This window comes from Eubacterium sp. AM05-23 (genome assembly GCF_003477535.1).
GTDB classification, from domain to species: domain Bacteria; phylum Bacillota; class Clostridia; order Eubacteriales; family Eubacteriaceae; genus Eubacterium; species Eubacterium maltosivorans.
This window is the reverse complement of record NZ_QUDF01000004.1, coordinates 23,163-46,467: the sequence shown is the minus strand read 5'-3', so window position 1 is coordinate 46,467 and position 23,305 is coordinate 23,163. Positions and strand designations below refer to the sequence as shown.

The following is a 23,305-nucleotide window of genomic DNA, read 5'->3' as shown; positions in this document are numbered from 1 at the left end:
GATGAGCATCATTGTCCAGAAATACGGCGGTACCTCTATGGGGACCATTGACCGTATTAAAAATGTCGCAAGACGTATTATCAAAAAAAGAGAAGAAGGCAACCAGATGGTCGTGGTGGTCTCTGCCATGGGCAAAAGCACCGACGAGCTCATCAAAATGGCCTACTCCATCAGCGATGCGCCGCCGAGGCGTGAGCTGGATATGCTGTTAGCTACCGGCGAACAGGTTTCTATTTCCATGCTGTCCATGGCCCTTAACGCCATGGGCTACGACGCGATCTCCTTTACCGGCCCCCAGGTGGGCGTCCATACTATGGGCCACCACGGGAAATCCCGGATTATGGATATTGAGACTAAGAAAATCGAGGATGCCCTCAACGACGGCAAAATCGTTATCATCGCAGGCTTCCAGGGGGTGAATGAAAATGACGATATCACCACCCTGGGCCGGGGCGGCTCCGACACCAGCGCGGTTGCCCTGTCCTGTGTGTTAGAATGCCCCTGCGAAATCTACACCGACGTGGACGGGATCTACGGTGTGGACCCGCGCCTGTACCCGCCGGCCAAAAAGCTGAACACGGTCAGCTTTGACGAAATGCTGGAAATGGCCAGCCTGGGCGCTGGCGTCATGCATGCACGCGCCATCGAGCTGGGCAGCAAGTACAACGCGGAAATCTATGTGGCATCCAGTATTCACGACGTGCCTGGTACGCTCATTAAGGAAGGTGACAGCAACATGAGCCCTATGGAACAGCAGGCCATTACCGGCCTCGCCATCGACAACGACGAGCTGATGGTATCTCTCAAGAACGTTCCCTTTGATATGAACATCACAGCCCAGTTCTTCTCAGACCTGGCTAAAAAAAGCATTAACATCGACATGATCAGCCAGACTGCTCCGGTCTACGGCGCAATCAATATCTCCTTTTCCGCCCCCATCGAGGACCTGTCCGAGCTGCGGAAAATCCTGTATGATTTTATGGAAAAATATCCCCAGGTGGAAATGGACATCAACAAAGAAATCTCCAAGCTTTCTGTTGTGGGCATTGGCATGCGCAGCCAGTCCGGTGTCGCCGCCAAGTTTTTCCAGCTTCTGGCCGACAACAACATCCCCATGCTCATGATCACTACCTCGGAAATCCGCATTTCCTGCGTGATTCCGTCCGAGCTGCGGGATACGGCTGTCATGGCTACCGCCGACGCGTTCGACCTGTAGGAGGCCCTTATGACGACCACCTATATGGAGAGCCACAGCGTTGACGGCCTGACCGTTGACCACAAAAATCTCATGATCTCGCTGAAAAAGGTGCCGGTCCATTCCATCATCCTGACCCGCTGCCTCAGCGAGCTGTCAGACGCCGGCGTCAATGTCGATATCATCACCCAGACTGCGCCGGTCAAAAACGCCTTTGACGTTTCCTTTATTGTCCTCGAGCGCGACCTGGATAAGGTTAAGGACATCGTAAACGCCCTTGGCGAGGAATACCCTGAAATTAAAATCACCATCAACAAGGACATCACACGCCTGTCCGTCTCTGGCATTGGCATGCGCACCCAGTCCGGGGTCGCCGCCAAATTCTTCCAGGTGCTGGCCGACAACGACGTCCAGATTTTAATGATCACCACCTCCGAAATCCGTATCTCCTGCATTATCAAGATCGAGGATACCGAGAAAGCGGTCGCGGCCACAAAAGCGGCCTTTGACCTGGAGGACTGAAACAGCTTTGAAATGGCGTGCCAAAACGACACGCCATCTTTTTTTGCTCTTTGGGCCAGCTCCTGTTTTTTAAACAAAAACTTTTTTATCCCCGATTATTTAAGTTTTCCATTGTATAATAAAAAGCACTGTGAAATATTCAATAAAATCAGAGGTGAAAATAAATGCGTGAAAATTTATCTGCCAGAGGCAGTCTGGACGACTGGATTGACGCTTCTGAGGCGGCGCTCTGGAACGCGGGCTTTGAGCGCGTAGAGGTTGATGAACATTTTGACCGCCTCGCCGCCGATATCGGCGAGAACGGTTATCTCGATATTAATTTTCTGATACAGAACGACGGGCGGGTGCGACTGGAAATCGACGCCTCCGACAAGGAGCTGATCGACCAGTTTAAATCCTCGGTGTCCCGGGTCATGCAGGGCGGCGGCAGCGCAGAGAGCCGCCAGGGCAGACGTGACAGCCGCGCGCAGAGCAGCCGCTACGCGGACGGGGGCGCAGCCGAGGCGGATGACGGCGATTCCGGCGGCCGGGGCGGCAAAGGCAAGCGCGGCAAAAAAGGCCGTTCCGGCGGCCGCGGGCTTCACATGCCTGGCGGCAGACGCTCCGGCGATCCCTTTTATGCCCGCACCTGGTTCATCCTGCTCATGCTGGTGCTCGTGCCACCGCTCGGCATTTTTTTAATGTACTACTACAAAAAGTTCGGTCTTATTCCGAGAATCCTTGTAACCCTGATCGCCATACTCTACACACTGCTGATCTGGCTCGGGCTTTTTGGCATCAACACAGGGATCAACCAGGAGACCATTAACAGCTGGATCCAAAATGGCCAGTCCCAGATTACAAGGCTCATCAACAATCAGAAAAACAGCAGTCCCAGCCCGTCTGCCACGCCGTCCACGACCACCAACAGCGGCTCGGACAGCACCAACACGACCTCCCCGGGAAATGACACAAACAACAGCTCAGACTCCGGCGGCAGCTCGAACTTCATCAACGACGCCATCAATTCCATCCTTCCTTCCCCCACTGCGGCCGGGGAAGGCGAATAAAAAACAGGACCTTTGCGGGTCCTGTTTTTTTATTCCTCAATCTTTTCCATGCGTTTATCGTAGATGAGGCGAATGATGGCAGCGATAAAAATAGTCAGAAAACAGATGGCCAGAACCGCATGTTCACCGTAATCGGTGATAACACCTGCGGTAAAAAGGGACTCGTTGTGGCTGATGAGGAGAACCACATTGGCCAGGGCCACCAGACCAAAAATGACCACAAAGAAAACCTGGCGGTTCTTACTCAGATAAACGCCCCGGATGTTCATCTCAACCGTTCCGATGGTAATGGGCACCATGATCAGAATAATACTGGCGATGAACTTGTCCGGCCAGACAAAACCCGCGTCCTCAATGATGCCATTGATCAAAACACAGATCCCCATAATCACCATAATGTGCTTGCAGATGCTGCCGCGGATAATCTGCTGACGCTCGTCGTATTCCTTACATAAATTAAACATTTTATAATCCTCCTGTCGTTAAAACCTTTATACACACTCCGTCTCTTCCCAGAAAAGCTCGTCCAGTGTTTTCCCAAGTGCCCTGCAGATCGCGATGCACAGCTTGATAGTGGGGTTATAGTCCCCTTTCTCAATGGCGTTCATGGTCTGCCGGGTGACACCTACTGCCTCGGCCAGGTCTTTCTGGGTCATGTCGAGGGCTGCCCTGGCAGCTTTAATCCTTAAGTTCTTCCCCATTGCGTCACCATCCTTTACACGCTTATTCTAAACAAAATCCGACAAAAAGTCAAATATATTTTACTTTTTATCTTATAAATTTTAATTTTACGCAAAAAAAGCCGCCTTCACCCTGAGGCGCGGCGGCTTGTCCTCTTAACCTGATCAATTCCTCAGCAGAGACTGGTAAATGTTCAGGTCCCTGTCTTTATAGACGTTAAACACAATTTTTTTTAGACTTCTGGCCTCCCGCATAAACGTTTTTACGGTCTTTACCGCAATGGCGGCAGCCTGTTCCGGCGGAAAACGGAACTCTCCGGTGGAAATACAGCAAAAGGCCAGGCTCTGCAGTCCTCTTTCCTCGGCCAGCGCAAGACAGGCCTGATAGCAGCTTCGCAGCAGGCCGCAGTGCTCTGGGGTCAGGCCGCCGCTGACAATGGGGCCGACCGTATGGATTACCCAGTCCGCAGGGAGGTTATAGCCCGGAGTGATTTTTGCCGTCCCGGCAGGCTCGGGCGTCCCCTGCCAAAGCATAAGCTCGTGGCAGGCCTGGCTCAGCTGGACGCCGGCATAGGTGTGGATGGCATTGTCAATGCAGCCGTGGCAGGGCACAAAGCAGCCCAGCAGCTGACTGTTGGCCGCGTTCACAACAGCATCTGCCTGAAGGGTTGTAATATCACCCTGCCAAAGGTAAAGTCCCTCCTGTAAAGGCGACAGGTCACCGACCCAGGTAATGCCCTTGCGGGCTGTCTCGCCTTGCAGGAAGGTATCCTGAAGCGCCAGAAAATCCGGGTCCGCGGGCATGGGCGGGCGCAGGTTCATCAGCGACCGGAGTATCCGCCATCTTTCCTGCGCTGTCTCCGGGATTTTTATCAGGTTATATTCCGGCTGTTCTGCCAGCAGGGCGGTGATCAGCCGGAGCATTTGCTCGTTTCTGTTCATAAGACGGCTCCTTTCTTTTTTCTTCTATTGTAATGCACAAGGGGCCCATTGTGAAGCAGGCACAAAATAGTGGCCTGGTATCTCTCGGGATACCAGGGTTGAAATTTTATCCAAAACCTGATATACTTTTTTATGTAAGTATCTTTAGGATACCACAAATCCAGTGAAAGCAGGTGAAAAAATGAACGACCGACCACTTCCGGCCTGTCCTGTCGAAACCACGCTGATGCTCATCGGCAGTAAATGGAAGGTTTTGATTTTGAGGGATCTGATGGACGGCACCCGCCGTTTCAGCGAGCTTAAAAAATCCATCGGGGCCATTACCCAGAAAGTGCTGACCTCTAACCTGAGAGATATGGAGGACTGCGGCCTGCTCACCCGTACGGTCTACCCCGAGGTGCCCCCGAGGGTTGAGTACACCCTGACCGAGACCGGCTACAGCCTGAAACCCATTCTCGACTCCATGGTGGACTGGGGCACAGCGTACAAAAACCAGTCCGGGGCCGCTAAACCCTGAAACAAAAAAGAGATGGCGTGCCTTTTTGGCGCCTCATCTCTTTTGCGTTTAGATTTTCTGGCAGGACTGCTTCAGCCCTGGCAGCATGGCTCTCGACTTCTTTGTATATTTTCTGTCCTTCTGTTTTTTAAAGCTGACTTCAATTTTTCCGGTTTCCTCGTTGACGACAGCGGTTTTGAAAATGACGGTAACGCTGCTTCTTTTGGTTTTTTCCACATTATTCATCACTGCCATATCATGCTCAAGCCTGTTTTGAAATTCTTCCCAGGTTGCATATTCCTTCTTGATCGTATTATCCGTTTTCATTTTAAACTAAAGGCTCCTTACATTCCAACATCACGCGGGACAAATTTGACCATCTGCCGCCGCCGTACTGGCAATCGCCAAACAAACGAACTTTTTTCTTTTCTGTCACTATGTTCTTTGGCTGTGTCCTCATTATAGACGGTTAATCCTTTAAAATCAAGGAATTTCAGATAAAAGTTTCCTTTGTTAGTTATCTGTTTAACGATAAAATACTTTTATTCACTGCAGGCCGCTTTCTGGGCGGGCTTGCGGCCACTGCGTCTTTTTACATAAATTAAAGCTTTCTTAAACGTCGGGATCAAATTCATCCATATCGGACGCCCGCAAGGCGGCCGGAGGATGGCGCGCCCATTCGGCACATCATCCTCATGAAAAAAGGACCAGCCCGGATTGGGCTGATCCCTGAATGTTTTAGTTATCTTTGTTGGTTCTTCTCCAGATATGCATTTTTTCGGCTTCTGCGATGAGCTCGTCGCGGAAATCCGGATGGGCTACGGAGATAATGGCGTCACATTTTTCCCAGGTGGACAGGCCCTTAAGGTTGACCTTGCCGTACTCGGTTACCAGGTAGTGAATATTCGCGCGGGTGTCGGTGACAACGGAGCCCGGCTGCAGGGTCGGCACGATACGGGATTTCATTTCGCCGTCTCTTGTCATAAAGGTGGAGGAGCAGCAGATAAAGCTCTTTCCGCCGTTTGACAGGTAAGCGCCCAGCACAAAGTCGAGCTGTCCGCCAGCGCCGCTGATGTGCTTGATCCCGGAGGATTCTGAGCTGACCTGGCCGAAAAGGTCAACGTCGACCGCGTTGTTGATGGACATAAAATTATCAATGGCGGCGATGGAGCGGATATCGTTGGTATAATCTACCGGCGCGCTCATGCACTGCGGATTGTCGTGGATATAATCATACAGCTTCTGGGTACCTGCGCCAAAAGCGTAGGTCTGGCGGAAGCGGTCGATATTTTTTTTGGAGCCGTTGATTTTGCCGGCTTTCGCGATATCGACAAAGGCATCGACGTACATTTCGGTGTGAACGCCCAGATCCTTCAGATCGGATTCGGCGATGAGTGATCCGACAGCGTTTGGCATTCCCCCGATACCAAGCTGGAGGCATGCGCCGTTCGGAATTTCTTCTACGATCAGCTCGGCAACTTTTTTGTCAACATCGGTTGCGGGACCGCCGGCGCCCAGCTCTGCCATGAGAGGATTAGGCCCTTCGACGATTTTATCGACCTGAGAGATGTGAATGGCTTCTTCAAAGCCGCCAAGGCATCTCGGCATATTTTTATTGACTTCAACGATGATTGTTTTTGCGCGTTCGCACATTGCCATCATATGTGAGGCGTTGGGGCCAAAATTGAAATAACCATGATCATCCATCGGTGCGACCTGGAACATGGCCACGTCCACATCCTGCTTGGAATCTCGGTAGTATCTCGGCATTTCGGAGTAACGGATCGGTGTGTAGTAGGCGAAGCCCTGGGCAATGGCCTTTCGTTCGATGCCGCTCATGTGCCAGGAATTCCAGGTGATATGATCTGCCGGATTTTCGATTTTAAAAATCTCTGGCACCCACATCAGGATCCCGCCGCGGATTTTGAGGTCAACCAGGTCGTTTTCGACCACATGGGCTGCCAGTGCCCGATCCAGCTCTCTTGCTGTGGCGGAGCACCAGCCGTAATCCAGCCAGTCGCCGGATTTTACAGCCTTGACAGCTTCTTCTGCCGTTACCAGTTTTTCAGCATATTCTTTAATAAAACTCATTTTTCCCTCCCATTTGGAATTGCTCTTAGTTAAACAATTGTCAATGTTTACTTATCCCTTATTATAACATACTATCCGCTGGTTTTTAAAAAAAAGCGAGAAATTACGTGGAATTTTTTGTCATTCTGGCGTTTCCCTTATTTCTTTTTGCTGCTTCTACCGCCTTTTTTGATCCATACCTCCGGCGCGCCTCTAAAAAAGGCCTTGAGGAGGTAAAGTCCTGAAAATACTGGCAGGGTAAAGGCCAGTGACGAGCAGACGCTGTTCACAATTTCGGTTTTATACAACTCCGGAAGGCTTTTTATAAGTGAAGCAAAAATCCGTCCGTCAAGCATCATATAAACGGTTCCTCCATAAAGCGCCAGGCAGGCCAGGGCGAAAAGCAAGTGGCTCACGTCAAAATCTGGCCGCGGCGTGCGAAACCATGCAACAAAGCAGGCGCCTGCGGCCAGGAGCAGGGTGAGCAGCGGCGTGACCAGAAAATTGTAAACCGCGAGGATTTTGCCTGTTACCCCTACTCTTTCCTCCATGCTCACAGCCGCCATGGCCCCGGTCATATGGGCCTGAAGCTGATCGTAGGCGACGACAAAGAGCATGATCAGAATAATGGCCAGAATCAGGTTCATGATTTTTTTGGAGACGGGCTCAGGGTTGGGCGCGCTGCGCAGCCCCTTATACAGAAAAACCCCGCCGAAAAGGAAAAGGCCGCTGGAAGCGTTGGCGAGGGAGGCCCGCAGAGGAACTACCGCGATAAGGGCCGTGAGGGACGCGCCCAGAGCTGCCATCACAAGGCCAACAGTCAGGTTAAAAACCGACAAGTGGGCTTTGCGGCGTTTAAAGTCGTTGGCAATGCCCCCGATCAGGGCCCCCAGAAGCACCAGGTACACCCAGAACATGGCCCGGATATAGAACGGCACCGCCACCACGCCGCCGCTTTCTGAAAAGCTTTGATTCGCCGCGCTAAGATATATGGCATAAAAGGCCTGAACGGCCGCGTACAGCAGGATAAACAGAATGGCCAGCAGGCCGCCCCGTATCCGGTGGATTTCCTGTTTCATAATTCACACCTCTTTCCAAAAAATGCTATACTCAAGCAGCTTTTGATTTAGTATAGCATTTTGCAATCGTTTTATCGAGAGTAAATATTTATCTCCTGCCTGTCCCCGTTTGTCAGATCCGGATGGAGACATAGGTGCCGTCCTTCGCCTCGACGCGGACGATCTCGAGGCCCTTATACTGTCTCAGAACAGAGGTACAGTCCCGCACGATCATCTTAAAACAATCCTTGGTCACCAGTTCCCGGAAGGGCTCGGGAACAGACTCCCGCATTTTGACAAAGGCGATCTCTGGCACCAGGTTAACCGCGAGGGAGGCCAGCCGCAGCGGAACAGGCAGCCGAAGCCGCAGGTTGCCTTCATGTACTACAATGCGCATGGGTCGTTCCTCCAGAGTCAGCCAATGTAAACTTTAACGGTCGAGCCGTCTGACGCGCTCACATCGACAATGGTCCCAAGGGTTTCATTATCAATACATTCCAGAATGGCGGTGGTCAGAGCTTCCAGGTCAATTTTCTCGGAGCCCTCCCACTGGATCGGCAGTTTACCGGTAACCTTGAGCATCTGCTGCACAATTTTAACGGGCAGCTGCACATTCACCTTGTCCCCTTCCGGGGTATCCACGACCACGCGCAGCATTTTGTCATCATAGCCAGTGCCCTTCGTGCTGACAGGCTCAATCCAGTTGCCTTCCGGGGTGTCTGCCGGTGTTCCGGCTTCTGCCGGAGCTGCCTGCCCCAGCGCGTCCAGAAGGCCCACTGCCTGCTCGGCGGAAATTTTGCCTTCTTCTACCATTTTTAATATTCGCATTTTTTCTTCCATTATATTCCTCTTTTCTGCAGACCTGTCCGGTTCTGCACTCAAATTTTAATGCCTGTTTTGCCGGGCCGCTATTCGGTTTCTTTCATCTGCTCCAGAGCCTCCTCGGGCGTGATCTCCCCATTTTCCAGGGCGTCCAGAATCTCCTTTTTCCGGGCTTCGGAAACTGGCGGCGGGCTCTCGGGCTTTCCGCCGAGCTTCTCGATGATCCCGTCCAGACGGGATCGGACAGTCGGGTAGGAAATCTTCAGTCTCTTTTCCACTTCCTTGATATTGCCCCGGCAGACCAGAAAGGTCTCGACAAAAAACAGATCCTCTGCGGAGAGATAATCGAATTTGCTCAGGCAGAAATCATTCTCGATGGCGGTATCGCAATTTTCGCACTGGAGCTTAACGGCTTTAAGCCTGCCGCCGCACACAGGGCATCGGCTGATTACCTGGTACATCACATCACCTTCTCTCTTTGATATCTATAATATAAACCTAAAAATAAACATTGTCAATTATTATTTTAATAATATTAATATAATTATTTAAAAAATTAATTTTCTTATGAAATATCTTAAAAAAACAACAACCCTCAGATGGGGCTGTTATTTTTTACTTCTAAAACTTATTTCTTATTTCATTTATAAACGGCATATAAGCGTCCAGATAACTTTCTTTATTACCGCCTCAGCCTGTTCCTCTGTCATGCCGTTTTTAATCATATCTTCCTGCACTTTCTGAAAAGCATCCATTAAATTATAATCCATTTTATGCCTCCTAGTATTTTCCGTATTCTTTTGCAACGGTCATCGCTTCAATAAAGTTTTCTGGCTTACCGTCATTAAGATTCATCATTGAAAACTCGGTTCCATAGATAAATCCGCCACCGGGCGCAAGCTCATCAAAGGTTTTTCTGACGATATCACTCACTTCTTCTTTTGTTCGGTACATCAAATCAGAAGCTGAGAGTCCACCATGATAAATCATCTTACCTTTAAGTTTTTCTTTGATCTCTTTTGCGTTTCCAGCCTCAAACAGGCCAATTACTTTTGCATTTTCAGGAAGATCCTGAAGAATATCCAAATATGGCATCCAATCATTTTCCATAAAAAAATGCAGCGTATATCCGCGTTTTACGCTAAATTCTTCAATATATTTTTTCAAAAACGGAAAATATAATCGTTCAAAGTCTTTTGGTCGCATATAGGTTGGATAGTGGAGCGGGGAAAACAGCCATTTTTCATCTACGGGCAGTTTTGAATCCAAACACATTTCCATAACAAAATCCAACAAAGCTTCGGAAGCCGCGTAAAGCTCGTCGGGTCTTTTACGGACATCGGCAGAAATCCCTACAAAATCCCGCAGATAGTCAAGAACAACATCAGTTGGCATATAATTTGTTGCTTTAATGATGACTGGTATCCCTAATTCTTTTTCGATCCTGGCGATTACTTCGCCATTATAAACGTTCCAATCGTTCATATCCTTAATTGATTCTTTTATCAAATCAACATTTTTTTCTAGGCTTTGATCTAATTTTGGAAATTTTCTTGGAGCAAGCTTATTGGCAAAAAATTCTTTGGCACCCTTTGCCAGTTCAGACAGTTCTTCACCTTCCATTAGTTTCCCGTAGGAGCCTTTAATCTGAACACCATCATCATTGACCATGTAAATGCCTTCGCCGTAATGCATTCCCATTTTAAAGGGAATCGTATTTGAGATACTTCCGATTGCGTCTACTGGAACATCATCAGTAAATTTTTTAATCCCTTCAAATAGAAGATTGTTATCTTTCATAAAAGCGTCTTTAATACTGACCCCCGCATAATGAAATGCCCAGGTTTCAACAAAAGGACACAGCGGCACCCGATCTGGCACCTCATGGTTTGTCACATCTGTAAATAACTTTTTCCGGTAAGCTAATATTTTATTTGTATTCATTTTTTTACCTTTCTCTTTATACTTATTTCTTATTGTTTGTTTCGTAAAAGGAATAATCCTAAAATTCCCATAACCGGCAGGGCAATCAGTACAATCCAAACCGCACTGAAACTACCGGTAGCGCCAAAAACAGCTCCCGCAATGGTCGGACTTAAAACCGCACCAAACTGCCAGATAAAATTCGTTCCTCCGACGGCTGTTGCCGCGTATTTATCTCCGGCATAGGTAATGACCAGCGAGGTAAGATTTGAATTCGGCAGGTAAGAGACAAAGCCATAGACCGCAGCTACAATGCTGAGACCCAAAATTGTTGTCTGAACCGAAAATACAAAGGTCGTAATAATCATCAGCACAAACAGAATAATTACAAAATAACGCCGGTTTAGTTTAAGCGCATCGACGACCCAGCCGCCAACAATCGTTCCAACTAATCCTGCAACGCTGTACCAGCTCATGACGGCCGCAGCCGCAGCTACATCAATTCCAATTGAGCCCATGTAGCGGTTTGCCCATGTGGCAAAAGCAAGTACCAGCCATATATACGCAAAACCAACAAAAGCCATAATCAACACATTTTTAACTGTAAAAACTGTAATGACGCCGCCAAAAACGGTCTCATTTGTTATTTTCCTTGGTTCTTTCTGGATGAACAGGAATAATAAAACTGCTAAAATAATTAAGCCAGCCCCCAGCCAAAGGAAACCTGTCCGCCAGGTCCCAATACGCAATGCGACTGGCGCAAGGGTATTACTCAGCAATAGTCCCGCCATTGTTGCAGAAAAGAAAATTCCCATTGCCGTGCCGCGCCGCTGAACCTCAAAACTTGAAGCAATCACTCTTGAGGAACATGCCACAATGGTGCCGGATCCCAAACCCGCCAGCAATCGAAAAACCAAGCCAAGTGTGTAAGAATCAATTACACTGATAAGCAGGGTAAATATACCTGTTATCATTACCGATATGGATAAAACATACTTGACGCCTATACGGTCAGCCAGAATTCCCCCTGGTAATTGAGTGACCATATACCCGATATAAAACATCGAAACAAACAAACCTGCCTGAGCTGCGTTAATTCCAAATTCTTCAGACGCCGACGCAATAAATGGAGACCAAATCATCCGCGCTGCAAATGAACCCATAAATGCCGCAAATAGTAGAAAAAGAATTAACCACCGAGAGCCCTTTTTTGTTTCATCATTCATTACTTCTCTCCTCATTTTATAATTATAATCATTGTAGCTACAAAGAATTATCATTATTAGTAAAAAATCAATTTTTGCAAAACAATAAATATTAATAGATAAATTATTAATTTATCTAAAATCAACGATTGTAAACGAGTATAAATAATAAATTTTATATTATTTATTATACTCGCGCATGGATTTTTGTCAAGGTATATCTGTAAAAATAATAATTTTAATATTTTTTCTTAAGAATATCGTATTTATACGCCGTTATTTTCTGATTTTTTTCAAAAAATTAATTTTTTTATTTAATTTTATCATATTTGCGCATTGAAAGTATTTGTTGTATAATCTAATAAAAAATCAAAACAGGCAGGGTAAATCGAATGCTTAGTAAGGAAAATGAGACCACCAAAAAACGTATCCTTCAGTCCGCAAAATTTAATTTTTATCATTATGGATATAAGAAAACAACGATTTCAAAAATATTTTCAGAGATTGATATTCCCATTGGCGTGTTTACCTATTATTTTAAAAAAAAGGATTTACTCGTTCAGGAAATATATAAAGAACTTTTTGATTCTATTGACCAGCTGATCGTTCAAAAGTATCCTAATTTAAAGACTTCATACTTTTTAAAACAAACCATATTATCTAAAATTTACTATGAAATTATTTTAAGCGATAAAAAGAACGCCCAATTTTATTATGAAGTTCTGGAAAAAAATTCAAATTACCGCGTAAATAAGGACATTACAGACCCCATTTTCAAAAAGTACATCGACGAATTTAATCTCATTCTTTCTGATGAACAATTTGAAATTATGTGTGTCCTTAACGCCGGAGCTCGCAGAGAATTTTTTGTGCACTATTTTCAGCATCATTTAAACCTGTCACCATACGAGGTTTCAGATTATGTCGAGTCTATCATTCCTCTTATGATGCGTATTGATAAAAGCATTGTCGACAGTATTCTTCTCCAATCCGCCAATATCGCAAAATCCTTAAATTACAGCAGTATTAAATTTCTTGTGTGATCAAATCAAAAAAATATTTATAAATTTAAAGTATTAAAAAAGCACCCTTTCGGATGCTTTTTTATCATTTCTTTTCCTAAGTTTCTACTTTTCTTCGTCCTGATCGTCCCCGACGATTTCGGCTTCGACGACTTCGACTGTTTCTGCGGCTGGCGCGGCGGCCATTTCGGCTTTGGCGGCGTCGTTATTGAGCTTAGCGCCCAGGAAATACAGGCCGGCGAGCACGATAAAGGCCAGATCCATGAAAACACCGCTCATGCTGGCGCCGTTGACGATATTGATCACTGTGCTGACAATGGCCAGAACGGCTACAATCCCGCCCAGAACCATCAAAAGCTTGGCTTTTCCGGTGTTCTTGGCAAAAACAACGCCTAAAATCCCAACGACCAGGTAGAGTATCCCCATTCCCAGCAGCATACCGCCGCTGATCATGGCCATACGCGCGAGCTCGTCTGTGGAAACGGATGAGCCTGCCTGCGCGAGGGCGTCCTGTACAGCCGGGTCATTTGCCACAGAGCCCATCATGCTGCTGCCAGCCATGGACAGTGCCCCGGTTAAAGCAGAAAAGGCGCCTAAAATAATCAGAATAATTGCTGTAACCTTGATAAAGGTTTTTCCGCTTGCGTTCATATTCAACCTCCTTAAACTGATTGAAAAAACTCTTTGTTGCAAACAAAGAAGATTAATACTTCCTTAATTATACCTGAACACCCTTGCTCTGTAAAGTAAAGAATTCTTAAAGACGCCCGCATAAAAGCCGCCGGGTTGATCGGGGAGGATGCGCCGGCGGCTTTTACAGGGGTTATACTAACAATGATTTGATGCCAGGGTCCCAAGGTCATGTGTTTCACGCGCGCGTGAAAAAACAGGACTTTGGGACCCGCTAAACATGAGAAAGTAGCCATTTTTCGTAGAAAAATGAGCGGATTTCGAATGTTTTTGGATTTCGGAAGTGTGAAACACGTAGAAATCCCAAGGCATCATATCTTTATTAGGCTTGTTTGGTAAAGATCCCAATGGCATGCTCGACATGGGCCTGCATTGCGGTTCTGGCGGCTTCGGCCAGCTCGTCGTAACGAATCTCGGCCCGGGCCGCGTTTTCCTTTAAAAAGGCCTTGACGGCGTCGCCGCCGGCTAAGGACATATAGGTAAAGTAGTTGACCTTGGTGATGCCGTTTTTAATGGCTTCTCTGAAGTCGGCATCGCCGACGCCGGAGCCGCCGTGCATGACCAGGGGCATCCCCACCGCGGCGCGGATTTCCGCGATGCGGTTAAAATCAAGCTTTGGCTCGGCTTCGTACACGCCGTGGGCGGTGCCGAAGGCAATGGCCAGGGCGTCGATGCCTGTGGCTTCTACAAAGGCCCGGGCTTCTTCGGGCCGGGTGTAGCAGTCCTCTGGTGTGAGGTCCGCTTCCTCCTCGGAGGGTTCTCCGCCGCCCTCTGGCCGCAGGACGCGGCCCAGCTCTGCCTCGACAGAGACATTATAATTGGCAGCGGCCTGTACCACCGCGCGGGTCCCTGCCACGTTTTCGTCGTAGGGCAGGGCCGAGCCGTCAAACATGACAGAGGTAAAGCCCATTTCCATGGCGGTGAGCAGGTAGTCGATATCTTCGCCGTGGTCCAGATGCACACAGACCGGCACCTGGGCGGCCCTGGCCATTTCCAGCATGACGGGCCCGATGACCTTTAAGGGCGCGACGCGCTCATGGATCTGGGCGTGCTGTAAAATAACCGGCGCGTCCAGCTTTTCGGCCGCGTCCAGCACCGCGCGGATGCTGGAGAGATTAACGGTGTTGAAGGCCCCCACCGCGTACTTTTTGGCGTAGGCGTCCTTCATGATTTCATTCAGGGTTACTAACATCTTCAGGCCTGCCCTTCCATCGACTTACAGGCGACAATATCCACGCCGCAGTCCACGATGTTCGGGATAATGACCTCGCCCATTTTAACCGGGTGGTCCAGGCGCACTGCCTTGATCGCGGTCATGGCGTCCAGCATTTTTTCCTTTGGCATGGGCTCCTTCGACTTGATGGGGATCAGGCATTCCTGGCCACCGCAGCGCACCAGAATGGTGCTGGTAAGCATTCTTTCAGGCGCTACCAGTTCCTTTTCGGCAAATTTGATCCCGCGTTTGCAGGTGTTTCCTTCAACCTTTACGACCTTGTCACCGTCCACTGTCACGACCAGGGCGCAGCCCGACGGACAGGTTGTACAGCACATTGTTACTTCTTTCATATTTTTACGCCTCCTTTACGCTCACGACCAGGGGCTCTGTAAGCGCCTCCAGCTGCTCTGCTTTCAGCTTGATTTCTTCCATGATGCTCGGGATAAATTTACGGGCTTTCTTGCTTTCAAAGACCACCTCGCCGCCGCTTGTAATCACAGCTCTGGCGCTGTCCACCGGGCGCCCCACGCGGAACTTGACAATAACGTGGTCATTTTCACCTTTATAAATTTTTGAAGGCACAGTGTAACGCACAAGTCCTTCCGGCTTGACAGCGAGGGCGTCTCCTTCCTTCGCTTTAGCCGCCTTGGCGTAACGGGCAGCGTTTGCGCCGGCTTCCTCTGCCTCTATGGTAACATTGTCGACGAGGTCGTGGACATGGAGCACGTTACCGCAGGCAAAAATGCCGTCTACGCTGGTTTCAAGCGAGTCGTCGACCAACGGGCCGTTGGTAACCGGGTTTAGCTTAACACCCGCTTTTTTGGACAACTCATTTTCCGGGATCAGACCAATGGACAGTAATAATGTATCACACTCTATGGTTTCTTCAGTCCCCTCTATTGGCTGAAGGTTTTCGTCAACCCTGGTGACCTCGATGGACTCGACCCGGTCACTGCCGTTGATCTTGGTAACCGTGGTGGACAGGTGCAGCGGAATATCAAAATCGTCCAGACAATTTTTGATATTCCGGTACAGGCCGTTGGGGTACGGCATGAGCTCGTATACGCCCACAACGTCGATCCCCTCCAGGGTCAGGCGTCTGGCCATGATCAGGCCGATATCGCCCGAGCCCAGAATGACCACCCTGCTGCCCGGTTTAAAGTTTTCCATATTCACATAGCGCTGTGCCAGGCCTGCCGTAAAAACACCGGCTGGTCTTGATCCCGGGATCTTAATTGCCCCTCTTGTTCGCTCGCGGCAGCCCATGGCTAAAATCACAGCTCCCGCGTTAAAAATGACTGTGCCTTCTTCATTGATCGCTGTGACCTTTCGGTCGCCTGTAATATCCAGGACCATGGTCTTTAAATAGCAATCGATACCGGCTTCTTTGGCTTTATTGATAAACAGCTCGGCATATTCCGGCCCTGTCAGCTCTTCTTTAAAGTACTGAAGGCCGAAACCACTGTGAATACACTGGTTTAGGATACCGCCCAGCTCGTCGTTTCGCTCGATGACCGCTACCCGGGCGCCGTTTTCCTTTGCTTTAATCGCAGCGCCCAGACCCGCGGGGCCGCCGCCGATAATGACAACATCATAATCTAAAATTTTCATTGCTCTACTCTCCTTAACCCTTCAGTTTTCCAAACAGTACCTGCGAAGCCTTTTCCTCGAAGTGGACTTCTTCTTCCGGAATCCCCAGCTCTCTGGCTAAAATCTGCATGACGCGGTACTGACAGAAGCCGCTCTGGCAGCGGCCCATACCGGCTCTGGTCCGGCGCTTGACCGCCTCGACGGTTCTGGCGCCCACGCCCTCGTGAATGGCGGCGACAATTTCACCCTCGGTCACTGTCTCACAGCGGCAGACAATCCGTCCGTAGGCCGGGTCTTTGCGGATAAGGGCGTCCTGATCCTCGGCGGACAGCTCACTGAAATCCGGTGCGGGTTCGCGGTAAGGATTATAGCCCTCGCGGTCCTTGAGCTCAAGGCCTGCGTCTGCCAGCAGATCGCGGACATACTCGGCGATGGCCGGCGAGGAGGCCGCCCCCGGCGACTGAATACCGGCTGCGTGGATGAAGCCGGGCACGGTTTCGGACTCTGCGATATAAAAGTCGTTGCCGTTGTCCAGAGCGACGGGGCGCTGGCCGGCAAAGGTACGGATAATTTTGCTGATATCAATATCTGGCACCAGGTGTCTGGCGCCAGCGATCAGTTCGTTAATGCCTTCGGCATCGTTTGTCACATCCTCTTTATCCTCCTTCATGGTAGCTGTGGAGCCGATAAGGGTGTTGCCGGAGACGGTCGGGATCAGGGCCAGGCCTTTGGTTTCCGGGCTTGGGCAGGGGAACATAACGGTGCTGATGGGGGTTGAGAGCTCCTTGTCCAGCACGCAGATGTTGCCGTGGCGGCCCTGAACCCGGTACTCGTGAATGCCTGCCAGGGCGGCCACATCATCGGCGTGGACACCGGCGGCGTCGACCACGTAGCGGGTTCTGTAGTCCCCGGCTGAGGTGCGCACCGTAAAGAGGCCGTCCTCGTCCTTGGTAATGCCCTGAACTTCGTGGTTTGTCAGAATGTCGGTGCCGTTATCCTTAGCGTTGTCAGCAAAGGCGATGGCGACCTCGAAGGGGTCGATCATGGTGGTGGTGTGGGCCAGAAGCGCCCCCACTGCCGCCGGGTTCATGAACGGCTCGCGGTTTCTGAGCTGTTCGCCGTTGATTTTTTCAACCTGATCGACACCATTAACCTTGGCGTTATCTAAAAGCTCGTCTACCTTTTTCAGGTCGGCGTCAGAGTATGCGACAACCAGGGTGCCGGTATGGCGCAGACCAAAGCCCAGCTCTTTAGAGAGCTTCGGGTACATTCTGGCTCCCACGGGGTTCAGCTTGGCCTTCAGGGTGCCCGGATGCGGGTCGTAACCCGGGTGAACTACCCCGCCGTTTCCCTTGGTGGCGCCAATGCCCACGTCCATTCCCCGTTCCATCAGGGCTGTTTTCACATCGTACTTTGCCAGCTCATGGGCGATCCCGGTACCGGTGATGCCCCCGCCGATAATGATTACATCGTAATTTTTCATTGCAAACTCCTTAACTATACTCTTTAATACTCGTTTAACCAATTAAATAATGCCAGAGCCTAAAACCGCGTCAGAGGCCGTGAGCGCAAGGCGGCTGCCGGATAAGGGTGAGGGCGCATATTGCGCATATGTAACCGCGCCCGTTCAGGCAACACACAGCGATCGCGGTCTCTGGCCGGTTTTTACCGCATCAGCATGCCGCCGGTGGCGTCAATGGTGGTCCCGGTCAGGTAGGCTGCCGGCTCGGAGGCCATGAACACCACAATCCCGGCGATGTCCTCGGGCTCGGCCACACGGCCCAGAGGGATACGGCTTTCGTAGTAGCCTGGCTTGTTCTCGCGGGACGCTTTGGTCATGTCGGTGGCCACGATGCCCAGGGCAATTCCGTTGACGGTGATCCCCTTGGGGGAAAGCTCTCTGGCCATGGAGATGGTCAGAGCGACCATGCCGGCCTTGCTGGCCGCGTAGTGGGCATGACCGGTGGTGGAGCCGTTAAAGGCTGCCTGGGAATTGATGTTGATGATCCTGCCTGGACGGCCCTTCGCCAGATTGGATTTGGCAAAATACTGAGATGTTAAAAACGGCCCGGTCAGGTTAACGTCCAGCGAGCGCTGCCAGTCCTCGAGCGGGATTTCCTGGCACCAGCCCTGGAGCCAGATACCGGCGTTGTTGACCAGAATGTCCAGATCGCCCAGAAGCCGTTCGGCTTCCTGCATAAAGGCCAGCGTGCTCTCGGAAGACCCCAGATCCGCTGCCAGCGCGGTGGCCTTGACGCCATAGCTTTCCGCTTCCTTTGCCACTTCTTCGATGGCGGCTCCCATGCGGCTGGCGCAGATCACGAGGTTAACCCCTTCCTTTGCCAGTCCCAGTGCAATGGCCCGTCCCACGCCCCTGGAGGCTCCGGTGACCACTGCGTTTTTTCCTTTTAATTTTAAATCCATTTTTGCACCCCTTCTTTGTCAATTGAAAATTGAAAGTGGAAAGCGGGCGGCTTGACGCTGCGCCTTTCCATTTTCAATTTTCAATTCTTACTGTGCGGAGATGAGGTGCCGGTTCGGCGCCCCATCTCCCTTTCAATTATTTACAGATAATCCAGAAATTTTTATTTCAAACTTGGAGCATTTCTGGATTATCTGCATTTGCTTCATTGCCGGACGACCGCTCACGCTCCTTCGTCCTACCGGTTTCTTTCAGAAACCGGATTCAGCTTCAATATTCGTCCCAGATCGGGTCCAGGGCTTCGATAATTTTTTTGTACCGCGCGTATTTTTTGTCGTAGCCGGCAAATTTTTCCGGGTTTGGTTCAGCGGTGTACATGATGTCAACCATGGACTCGGACGCGGACTGGAAGGAATCAAAGGTTCCGGTGGCGATACCGGCGCAGATGGCTGAGCCTAAGGCGCCAAGCTCCTGGCTTTTGGCCACTTCAATGGGCACCTGCAGGATATCGGCAAACATCTGAACCCAGATTTCGGATTTGGCGACGCCGCCGGCCATACGGATCATCTTGGGCTGGTCTCTGAACTTGAGCAGCTTTTCGATGTGGTATTTGTGGCAGAACACAATGCCCTCGTAAACTGCGCGCAGCAGGTTTTCGCGGGTGTGCCAGGATTGCAGCCCGATAAAGGCGCCCTTGGCGTTGATGTTCACATTGCTGCCGAACAGGAAGGGCAGAAATACCACGCCGCAGTCCTGATCGCCAATGCCGTCCACACACTGGTTGGAGTATTCGTAGATGTCCTTGTCTCCCAGGTTTACGTCCTTCAAAATCTCTGCCAGGAACCACTCGAGGTTGCTGGCGGAGGTCGGGCTGCCTTCCAGGATCATCCAGTAGCCTGGCATGGTGTAGATCGAGGTCATGAACAGGTCCTTATCCACCACTGGCTTTTTACTGATGTACTCGTTAATGCTCCAGGTACCTGCCACCACGCACATTTTTTCCTCGTCGGTGATGCCCACCGCCATGGCGGAGGCGTGGATGTCCATACAGCCGCCGGCTACTGGCGTGCCGGCCTTTAAGCCGGTCAGCCCTGCCACGTCCTCGGTGATGTAGCCGCAGATTTCGCCGGAATACTTGAGCGGCGGCAGCTTGTCGTAAATGCTCTCGAGGCCCATGTCGGCCAGCAGGTCTTTGTCGTAGCAGACGTCGCGGACGTTCATGAGGCTGGAGCCGGACATATCGGCGATTTCGCCGTAGGCTTCGCCGGTCAGCTTATAGCGGATATAGTCCTTGCACATGAAAATCCACTGGGTATTTTCCAGGACGTCCGGGCGGTTGTCCATGAACCAGCGGAGCAGCGTGGTCGGCTGGCCGGCCCATACAGACTGCATGGTCTTTGGCAGGATTTTTTCAAAGGTGCCGTCCTTCATCCAGTCAATGGCGTACTGCTTACCTCTGGAGTCGGTGGAGATCATGCCGTTGTAGGGCGCTCTCCCATCATAACCCATAAGGTACATGCCGTTGCCATGGCCAGTGGCGGCCACGCCCAGCACTTCCTCACCGCTGACGCCGGACTGCTCCAGCACTGCGCGGATCGCGCCCACATTGGCGGCCCACATTTCTTCACAATCTCTTTCGGTAAAACCAGGCGCTGGCTGGTACATTTCTGTTTTCCGGCTGGAAACCGCGATTTCCTTACCGTTCAGGTCGTACAGCGCCGCCTTTGTCATTGTCCCCCCGTTGTCTAAACCAAGTAAATATTTTCCCATTGTTTTTAACCCCTTTCATGGATCTATATTTTCGGCTTCTAGCCGATGGTTCACAATTTTCCGGGCCTGTCTGCAGGCCCGGTCCCCCAAAATAATACGAAAAAAATCCTGCTTAATAAACCCACAGTCTTACACCCCTGTGCACTGTGTGTCTATTAAGCAGGACTCACCAAAAACCATCCATGCATGATTATTTTGTTTTTAAAAGTTTACCAGAAAGCCTTTTTGCTGATGGTGATGCCTGCGAAACCGGTACGCTGTACCTTTTCGATCATCTCAGCGGTCTGGATAAAGCCGCCTGCCAACAGCGGAATCCGGGATACCCGTTTCAGCTCGCTGACAAATCCGAGGGCCGCGACGGCGGGCAGCACTTCGGCTGCGTCGACCTTGGCGGATTCCAGAATCCTCAGGCTGGTGTCAAAACCCCTTGAATCGACAATGAAGAAACGCTGTACGGTTACCAGGCCGCACCGCCTGGCCATGCCGAGCTTGGTGCTGTCGGTCGACATCACGCCGTCCACCTTATAATAGTTTTTCAGCAGCTTCATGCCCACCTGGTCCCGTCCAAAACCTCCGAGAAGCTCCAGGTTTACCCAGGCGTCCTTGCCATTTTGGTGGACCATCTCCACCAGGGACTGCAAATTGGCGATGTTGGCTTCGGTCAGAAGGACAATGTCCCGCGCGCTCTTAAGCGCGAACTCGAGGTCATTAAGCCGCCGTATGGACGGAATCATCTGAAATTTTTCAAAGTCAATTTTATTCATAGTCACTCACCAATTGTCTAAATATTATCACAGAAAAAAATAAACGTCAATAAAAAAATGGAAAATTTAAAATGGAAAATTGTTAAAAATTGAAAGTTAAAAGTGGAAGGTGGAAGGTGGAAGGTTAATGTGCAAATCAGCCCTTGGCCGATTTGATTGGATTTGCGGCCACAGGCCGCATCTGATCAAATGTGCAGAGCACATTTGTACCAGAACTTTCAACCTTCCACCTAAAAAAAAGCCCCGAAGGGCTTTTTTTTAGAGCCAGTCTTTTGATTTTTCGACGGCTTTACACCACTGGGCGTACAGGGCTTCGCGTGTCGCTTCGTCCATCTGTGGGGTAAAGACGCGGTCGGCTTCCCACAGGGCCTTGATCTGGTCTTCGTTTTCGAAAATGCCACAGCCCAGACCGGCCAGGTAGCAGGCGCCAAGGGCGGTGGTTTCAATATCTTTTGGTCTTATAACATTACAGTTCAGGATATCGGCCTGGAACTGCATGAGGAAATCGTTCTGGGCGGCGCCGCCGTCGACTTTCAGCTCTTTGAGCTTGACGCCGGAGTTCCGTTCCATTTCTTCGAGCAGGTCGCGGGTCTGGTACGCCATGGATTCGAGGGCCGCGCGGGCCATTTGTTCCTTGGTGGTGGCAGCGGTGATCCCAATCATCATGCCGCGGGCATTCATGTTCCAGTGCGGCGCGCCCAGGCCGGTAAAGGCTGGTACAAAGTACAGGCCGCCGTTGTCTGGAATGCTTTCGGCCATGGCTTCGGTGTCCGCTGCCTTTTCGCAGATGTTGACCTTATCGCGCAGCCACTGGATAACCTGTCCGGCGATGAGAATGCTGGCGCCCATGGAGTATTTGACCTTGCCGTCCTTGCCCCAGGCAACGGTCAGCAGGCCTTTTTCGGTTTCCGGGGCTTTGTCGCCCGTAAACATGAGCGGAACGGCGCTGGTGCCGTAGGTATTTTTCGCGGTTCCTTCTTCAAAGCAGGCCTGTCCAAACAAAGCGGCGGACTGGTCGCCGGCAATCCCGGTGATTGGGATTTCCGCGCCAAACCATTCAGGGTCGGCGTAGCCGAAAAGCCCTACGGATTCCTTGACTTCCGGGAAGATCTTCCAGGGCAGATCCAGCATGTCCATGAGCTCGTCGTCCCATTTCAGGTCGTAGGAATTAAAGACCATGGTGCGGGCGGCGTTGGAATAATCGGTGGCGTGTACCTTGCCCTTTGTCAGGTTCCACAGCAGCCAGGAATCAATGGTGCCAAAGAGCAGATCGCCGTTTTCGGCCTTTTCCTGGGCTGCCGGCACATTGTCTAAGACCCAGCGGATCTTGGTGGCCGAATAGGTGGGGTCGATTACAAGGCCTGTCTTTTTATTCACCATGTCGTTATAGCCTTTTTCGATCAGGCCCTGACAGATTTCGGTGGTGCGGCGGCAGCCCCAGACGATGGAGTTGTGCACTGGCACGCCGGTGTTCTTATCCCACAGGGTGGTGGTTTCACGCTGGTTGGTGATGCCGATGGCTGCGATGTCTTTTCCTTCCAGACCCGCCTTCTTGATGGCGTTGCGCGCAGTTTTCAGGGTCACGTTCCAGACGGTCAGACCGCTCTGGTCCCACCAGCCAGACTGCGGGAAGAACTGTTCGTACTCTTCGTAATCCAGCGCGATGGCCTTTCCCTGTTCGTTGTATACAATCCCCCTTGAACCAGTGGTTCCCTGGTCCATAACCAAAATATACTTGCTCATACTTACAACCTCCTATAGCTCATAAATAATCTTTTTCAAAATTGTATATCATAAATCCGGATTTGTAAACGCTTGTTTTTCAGAAATCTAAAAGCCATGCCGCTGAAACCCTGATAAACACTTGTT

Annotated in this window: 26 protein-coding genes; 5 read left to right on the top strand and 21 right to left on the bottom strand. The window is 50.4% G+C overall.

Annotated elements, in window-relative coordinates:
* The first annotated feature begins 1 nt into the window (after nt 1).
* The 3 genes from DW091_RS05930 (at nt 2) to DW091_RS05920 (ending at nt 2,766) form a co-directional block, all read left to right on the top strand.
* Nucleotides 2-1,216 (top strand): aspartate kinase, encoded by a 1,215-nt coding sequence (locus DW091_RS05930; RefSeq protein WP_058695209.1) that lies wholly within the window; start codon nt 2-4, stop codon nt 1,214-1,216.
* A 9-nt stretch (nt 1,217-1,225) separates the two neighbouring features.
* On the top strand, nt 1,226-1,717 hold the full coding sequence (locus DW091_RS05925) for an ACT domain-containing protein (RefSeq protein ID WP_074618379.1): 492 nt from the start codon (nt 1,226-1,228) through the stop codon (nt 1,715-1,717).
* Nucleotides 1,718-1,881: 164 nt separating this feature from the next.
* The gene (locus DW091_RS05920) at nt 1,882-2,766 is read left to right on the top strand and encodes a hypothetical protein (RefSeq protein ID WP_096919270.1); all 885 of its coding nucleotides are present in this window, start codon (nt 1,882-1,884) and stop codon (nt 2,764-2,766) included.
* A gap of 29 nt (nt 2,767-2,795) precedes the next feature.
* On the opposite strand, the gene DW091_RS05915 is transcribed toward DW091_RS05920, so the two are convergent.
* The 3 genes from DW091_RS05915 to DW091_RS05905 form a co-directional block, all read right to left on the bottom strand.
* A complete protein-coding gene (locus DW091_RS05915) occupies nt 2,796-3,230 on the bottom strand; it encodes a hypothetical protein (protein WP_058695212.1) in 435 nt (144 codons plus the stop codon).
* A 27-nt stretch (nt 3,231-3,257) separates the two neighbouring features.
* The gene (locus tag DW091_RS05910) at nt 3,258-3,467 is read right to left on the bottom strand and encodes a helix-turn-helix transcriptional regulator (RefSeq protein ID WP_058695213.1); all 210 of its coding nucleotides are present in this window, start codon (nt 3,465-3,467) and stop codon (nt 3,258-3,260) included.
* A 144-nt stretch (nt 3,468-3,611) separates the two neighbouring features.
* Complete coding sequence (locus DW091_RS05905) at nt 3,612-4,388, bottom strand: protein-ADP-ribose hydrolase (RefSeq protein WP_118517630.1); 777 nt, start codon at nt 4,386-4,388, stop codon at nt 3,612-3,614.
* Between the two features lie 181 nt (nt 4,389-4,569).
* On the opposite strand from DW091_RS05905, the gene DW091_RS05900 reads away from it, so the two are divergent.
* Nucleotides 4,570-4,905, top strand: coding sequence for a helix-turn-helix domain-containing protein (locus tag DW091_RS05900; protein WP_058695215.1), 336 nt, complete (start codon nt 4,570-4,572; stop codon nt 4,903-4,905).
* Nucleotides 4,906-4,953: 48 nt separating this feature from the next.
* Here DW091_RS05900 and DW091_RS05895 read toward each other — a convergent pair whose 3' ends face one another.
* The 9 genes from DW091_RS05895 to DW091_RS05860 all read right to left on the bottom strand — a co-directional run bounded on the left by DW091_RS05895 (nt 4,954) and on the right by DW091_RS05860 (nt 11,983).
* On the bottom strand, nt 4,954-5,211 hold the full coding sequence (locus tag DW091_RS05895) for a hypothetical protein (protein ID WP_118517629.1): 258 nt from the start codon (nt 5,209-5,211) through the stop codon (nt 4,954-4,956).
* A gap of 411 nt (nt 5,212-5,622) precedes the next feature.
* Complete coding sequence (locus DW091_RS05890) at nt 5,623-6,975, bottom strand: butyryl-CoA:acetate CoA-transferase (RefSeq protein ID WP_118517628.1); 1,353 nt, start codon at nt 6,973-6,975, stop codon at nt 5,623-5,625.
* A gap of 137 nt (nt 6,976-7,112) precedes the next feature.
* Nucleotides 7,113-8,033: a hypothetical protein gene (locus DW091_RS05885; RefSeq protein ID WP_118517627.1), complete on the bottom strand. Its 921-nt coding sequence runs from the start codon at nt 8,031-8,033 to the stop codon at nt 7,113-7,115.
* A 112-nt stretch (nt 8,034-8,145) separates the two neighbouring features.
* The gene (locus DW091_RS05880; RefSeq protein ID WP_118517626.1) at nt 8,146-8,409 is read right to left on the bottom strand and encodes a hypothetical protein; all 264 of its coding nucleotides are present in this window, start codon (nt 8,407-8,409) and stop codon (nt 8,146-8,148) included.
* A 17-nt stretch (nt 8,410-8,426) separates the two neighbouring features.
* Nucleotides 8,427-8,852, bottom strand: coding sequence for a hypothetical protein (locus tag DW091_RS05875; protein ID WP_118517625.1), 426 nt, complete (start codon nt 8,850-8,852; stop codon nt 8,427-8,429).
* Nucleotides 8,853-8,920: 68 nt separating this feature from the next.
* Nucleotides 8,921-9,295 (bottom strand): DUF2089 domain-containing protein, encoded by a 375-nt coding sequence (locus tag DW091_RS05870; RefSeq protein WP_118517624.1) that lies wholly within the window; start codon nt 9,293-9,295, stop codon nt 8,921-8,923.
* A 183-nt stretch (nt 9,296-9,478) separates the two neighbouring features.
* Nucleotides 9,479-9,604, bottom strand: a complete 126-nt coding sequence (locus tag DW091_RS20670; RefSeq protein ID WP_263422105.1) for a hypothetical protein — start codon at nt 9,602-9,604, stop codon at nt 9,479-9,481.
* 10 nt (nt 9,605-9,614) lie between these two features.
* Entirely contained in the window at nt 9,615-10,778 is a 1,164-nt protein-coding gene (locus DW091_RS05865) for a uroporphyrinogen decarboxylase family protein (RefSeq protein ID WP_118517623.1), read from the bottom strand.
* Between the two features lie 29 nt (nt 10,779-10,807).
* On the bottom strand, nt 10,808-11,983 hold the full coding sequence (locus DW091_RS05860; protein WP_158577837.1) for an MFS transporter: 1,176 nt from the start codon (nt 11,981-11,983) through the stop codon (nt 10,808-10,810).
* 371 nt (nt 11,984-12,354) lie between these two features.
* Between DW091_RS05860 and DW091_RS05855 the strand changes: the two genes are divergently transcribed.
* A complete protein-coding gene (locus DW091_RS05855) occupies nt 12,355-13,005 on the top strand; it encodes a TetR/AcrR family transcriptional regulator (RefSeq protein WP_118517621.1) in 651 nt (216 codons plus the stop codon).
* 84 nt (nt 13,006-13,089) lie between these two features.
* Here DW091_RS05855 and DW091_RS05850 read toward each other — a convergent pair whose 3' ends face one another.
* The 9 genes from DW091_RS05850 to glpK all read right to left on the bottom strand — a co-directional run bounded on the left by DW091_RS05850 (nt 13,090) and on the right by glpK (nt 23,179).
* Nucleotides 13,090-13,635, bottom strand: coding sequence for a hypothetical protein (locus tag DW091_RS05850; RefSeq protein ID WP_118517620.1), 546 nt, complete (start codon nt 13,633-13,635; stop codon nt 13,090-13,092).
* 361 nt (nt 13,636-13,996) lie between these two features.
* Entirely contained in the window at nt 13,997-14,866 is an 870-nt protein-coding gene (locus tag DW091_RS05845) for a class II fructose-bisphosphate aldolase (protein WP_118517619.1), read from the bottom strand.
* 2 nt (nt 14,867-14,868) lie between these two features.
* Nucleotides 14,869-15,240, bottom strand: coding sequence for a DUF1667 domain-containing protein (locus tag DW091_RS05840; protein ID WP_074618369.1), 372 nt, complete (start codon nt 15,238-15,240; stop codon nt 14,869-14,871).
* Nucleotides 15,241-15,244: 4 nt separating this feature from the next.
* Nucleotides 15,245-16,501, bottom strand: a complete 1,257-nt coding sequence (locus DW091_RS05835; RefSeq protein ID WP_058695225.1) for an FAD-dependent oxidoreductase — start codon at nt 16,499-16,501, stop codon at nt 15,245-15,247.
* A gap of 13 nt (nt 16,502-16,514) precedes the next feature.
* Nucleotides 16,515-17,963: an NAD(P)/FAD-dependent oxidoreductase gene (locus tag DW091_RS05830; RefSeq protein WP_118517618.1), complete on the bottom strand. Its 1,449-nt coding sequence runs from the start codon at nt 17,961-17,963 to the stop codon at nt 16,515-16,517.
* Between the two features lie 182 nt (nt 17,964-18,145).
* Nucleotides 18,146-18,904 (bottom strand): SDR family NAD(P)-dependent oxidoreductase, encoded by a 759-nt coding sequence (locus tag DW091_RS05825; RefSeq protein ID WP_058695227.1) that lies wholly within the window; start codon nt 18,902-18,904, stop codon nt 18,146-18,148.
* Between the two features lie 268 nt (nt 18,905-19,172).
* Nucleotides 19,173-20,672, bottom strand: coding sequence for an FGGY-family carbohydrate kinase (locus tag DW091_RS05820; protein ID WP_118517617.1), 1,500 nt, complete (start codon nt 20,670-20,672; stop codon nt 19,173-19,175).
* 209 nt (nt 20,673-20,881) lie between these two features.
* Nucleotides 20,882-21,436, bottom strand: coding sequence for a glycerol-3-phosphate responsive antiterminator (locus DW091_RS05815; protein ID WP_118517616.1), 555 nt, complete (start codon nt 21,434-21,436; stop codon nt 20,882-20,884).
* A 258-nt stretch (nt 21,437-21,694) separates the two neighbouring features.
* The gene (glpK, locus tag DW091_RS05810; RefSeq protein ID WP_074618475.1) at nt 21,695-23,179 is read right to left on the bottom strand and encodes a glycerol kinase GlpK; all 1,485 of its coding nucleotides are present in this window, start codon (nt 23,177-23,179) and stop codon (nt 21,695-21,697) included.
* Between the last annotated feature and the right edge of the window lie 126 nt (nt 23,180-23,305).

Bases quoted from the DNA above. Each gene is read 5' to 3' on its own strand.
- DW091_RS05815 (WP_118517616.1), bottom strand. From the start codon at position 21,436: ATGAATAAAATTGACTTTGAAAAATTTCAGATGATTCCGTCCATACGG.
- DW091_RS05930 (WP_058695209.1), top strand. From the start codon at position 2: ATGAGCATCATTGTCCAGAAATACGGCGGTACCTCTATGGGGACCATT.
- DW091_RS05860 (WP_158577837.1), bottom strand. From the start codon at position 11,983: ATGAATGATGAAACAAAAAAGGGCTCTCGGTGGTTAATTCTTTTTCTA.
- DW091_RS05885 (WP_118517627.1), bottom strand. From the start codon at position 8,033: ATGAAACAGGAAATCCACCGGATACGGGGCGGCCTGCTGGCCATTCTG.
- DW091_RS05905 (WP_118517630.1), bottom strand. From the start codon at position 4,388: ATGAACAGAAACGAGCAAATGCTCCGGCTGATCACCGCCCTGCTGGCA.
- DW091_RS05900 (WP_058695215.1), top strand. From the start codon at position 4,570: ATGAACGACCGACCACTTCCGGCCTGTCCTGTCGAAACCACGCTGATG.
- glpK (WP_074618475.1), bottom strand. From the start codon at position 23,179: ATGAGCAAGTATATTTTGGTTATGGACCAGGGAACCACTGGTTCAAGG.
- DW091_RS05865 (WP_118517623.1), bottom strand. From the start codon at position 10,778: ATGAATACAAATAAAATATTAGCTTACCGGAAAAAGTTATTTACAGAT.
- DW091_RS05870 (WP_118517624.1), bottom strand. From the start codon at position 9,295: ATGTACCAGGTAATCAGCCGATGCCCTGTGTGCGGCGGCAGGCTTAAA.
- DW091_RS05850 (WP_118517620.1), bottom strand. From the start codon at position 13,635: ATGAACGCAAGCGGAAAAACCTTTATCAAGGTTACAGCAATTATTCTG.
- DW091_RS05830 (WP_118517618.1), bottom strand. From the start codon at position 17,963: ATGAAAAATTACGATGTAATCATTATCGGCGGGGGCATCACCGGTACC.
- DW091_RS05835 (WP_058695225.1), bottom strand. From the start codon at position 16,501: ATGAAAATTTTAGATTATGATGTTGTCATTATCGGCGGCGGCCCCGCG.
- DW091_RS05855 (WP_118517621.1), top strand. From the start codon at position 12,355: ATGCTTAGTAAGGAAAATGAGACCACCAAAAAACGTATCCTTCAGTCC.
- DW091_RS05845 (WP_118517619.1), bottom strand. From the start codon at position 14,866: ATGTTAGTAACCCTGAATGAAATCATGAAGGACGCCTACGCCAAAAAG.
- DW091_RS05890 (WP_118517628.1), bottom strand. From the start codon at position 6,975: ATGAGTTTTATTAAAGAATATGCTGAAAAACTGGTAACGGCAGAAGAA.
- DW091_RS05880 (WP_118517626.1), bottom strand. From the start codon at position 8,409: ATGCGCATTGTAGTACATGAAGGCAACCTGCGGCTTCGGCTGCCTGTT.
- DW091_RS05925 (WP_074618379.1), top strand. From the start codon at position 1,226: ATGACGACCACCTATATGGAGAGCCACAGCGTTGACGGCCTGACCGTT.
- DW091_RS05915 (WP_058695212.1), bottom strand. From the start codon at position 3,230: ATGTTTAATTTATGTAAGGAATACGACGAGCGTCAGCAGATTATCCGC.
- DW091_RS20670 (WP_263422105.1), bottom strand. From the start codon at position 9,604: ATGGATTATAATTTAATGGATGCTTTTCAGAAAGTGCAGGAAGATATG.
- DW091_RS05895 (WP_118517629.1), bottom strand. From the start codon at position 5,211: ATGAAAACGGATAATACGATCAAGAAGGAATATGCAACCTGGGAAGAA.
- DW091_RS05875 (WP_118517625.1), bottom strand. From the start codon at position 8,852: ATGGAAGAAAAAATGCGAATATTAAAAATGGTAGAAGAAGGCAAAATT.
- DW091_RS05820 (WP_118517617.1), bottom strand. From the start codon at position 20,672: ATGGGAAAATATTTACTTGGTTTAGACAACGGGGGGACAATGACAAAG.
- DW091_RS05920 (WP_096919270.1), top strand. From the start codon at position 1,882: ATGCGTGAAAATTTATCTGCCAGAGGCAGTCTGGACGACTGGATTGAC.
- DW091_RS05840 (WP_074618369.1), bottom strand. From the start codon at position 15,240: ATGAAAGAAGTAACAATGTGCTGTACAACCTGTCCGTCGGGCTGCGCC.
- DW091_RS05825 (WP_058695227.1), bottom strand. From the start codon at position 18,904: ATGGATTTAAAATTAAAAGGAAAAAACGCAGTGGTCACCGGAGCCTCC.
- DW091_RS05910 (WP_058695213.1), bottom strand. From the start codon at position 3,467: ATGGGGAAGAACTTAAGGATTAAAGCTGCCAGGGCAGCCCTCGACATG.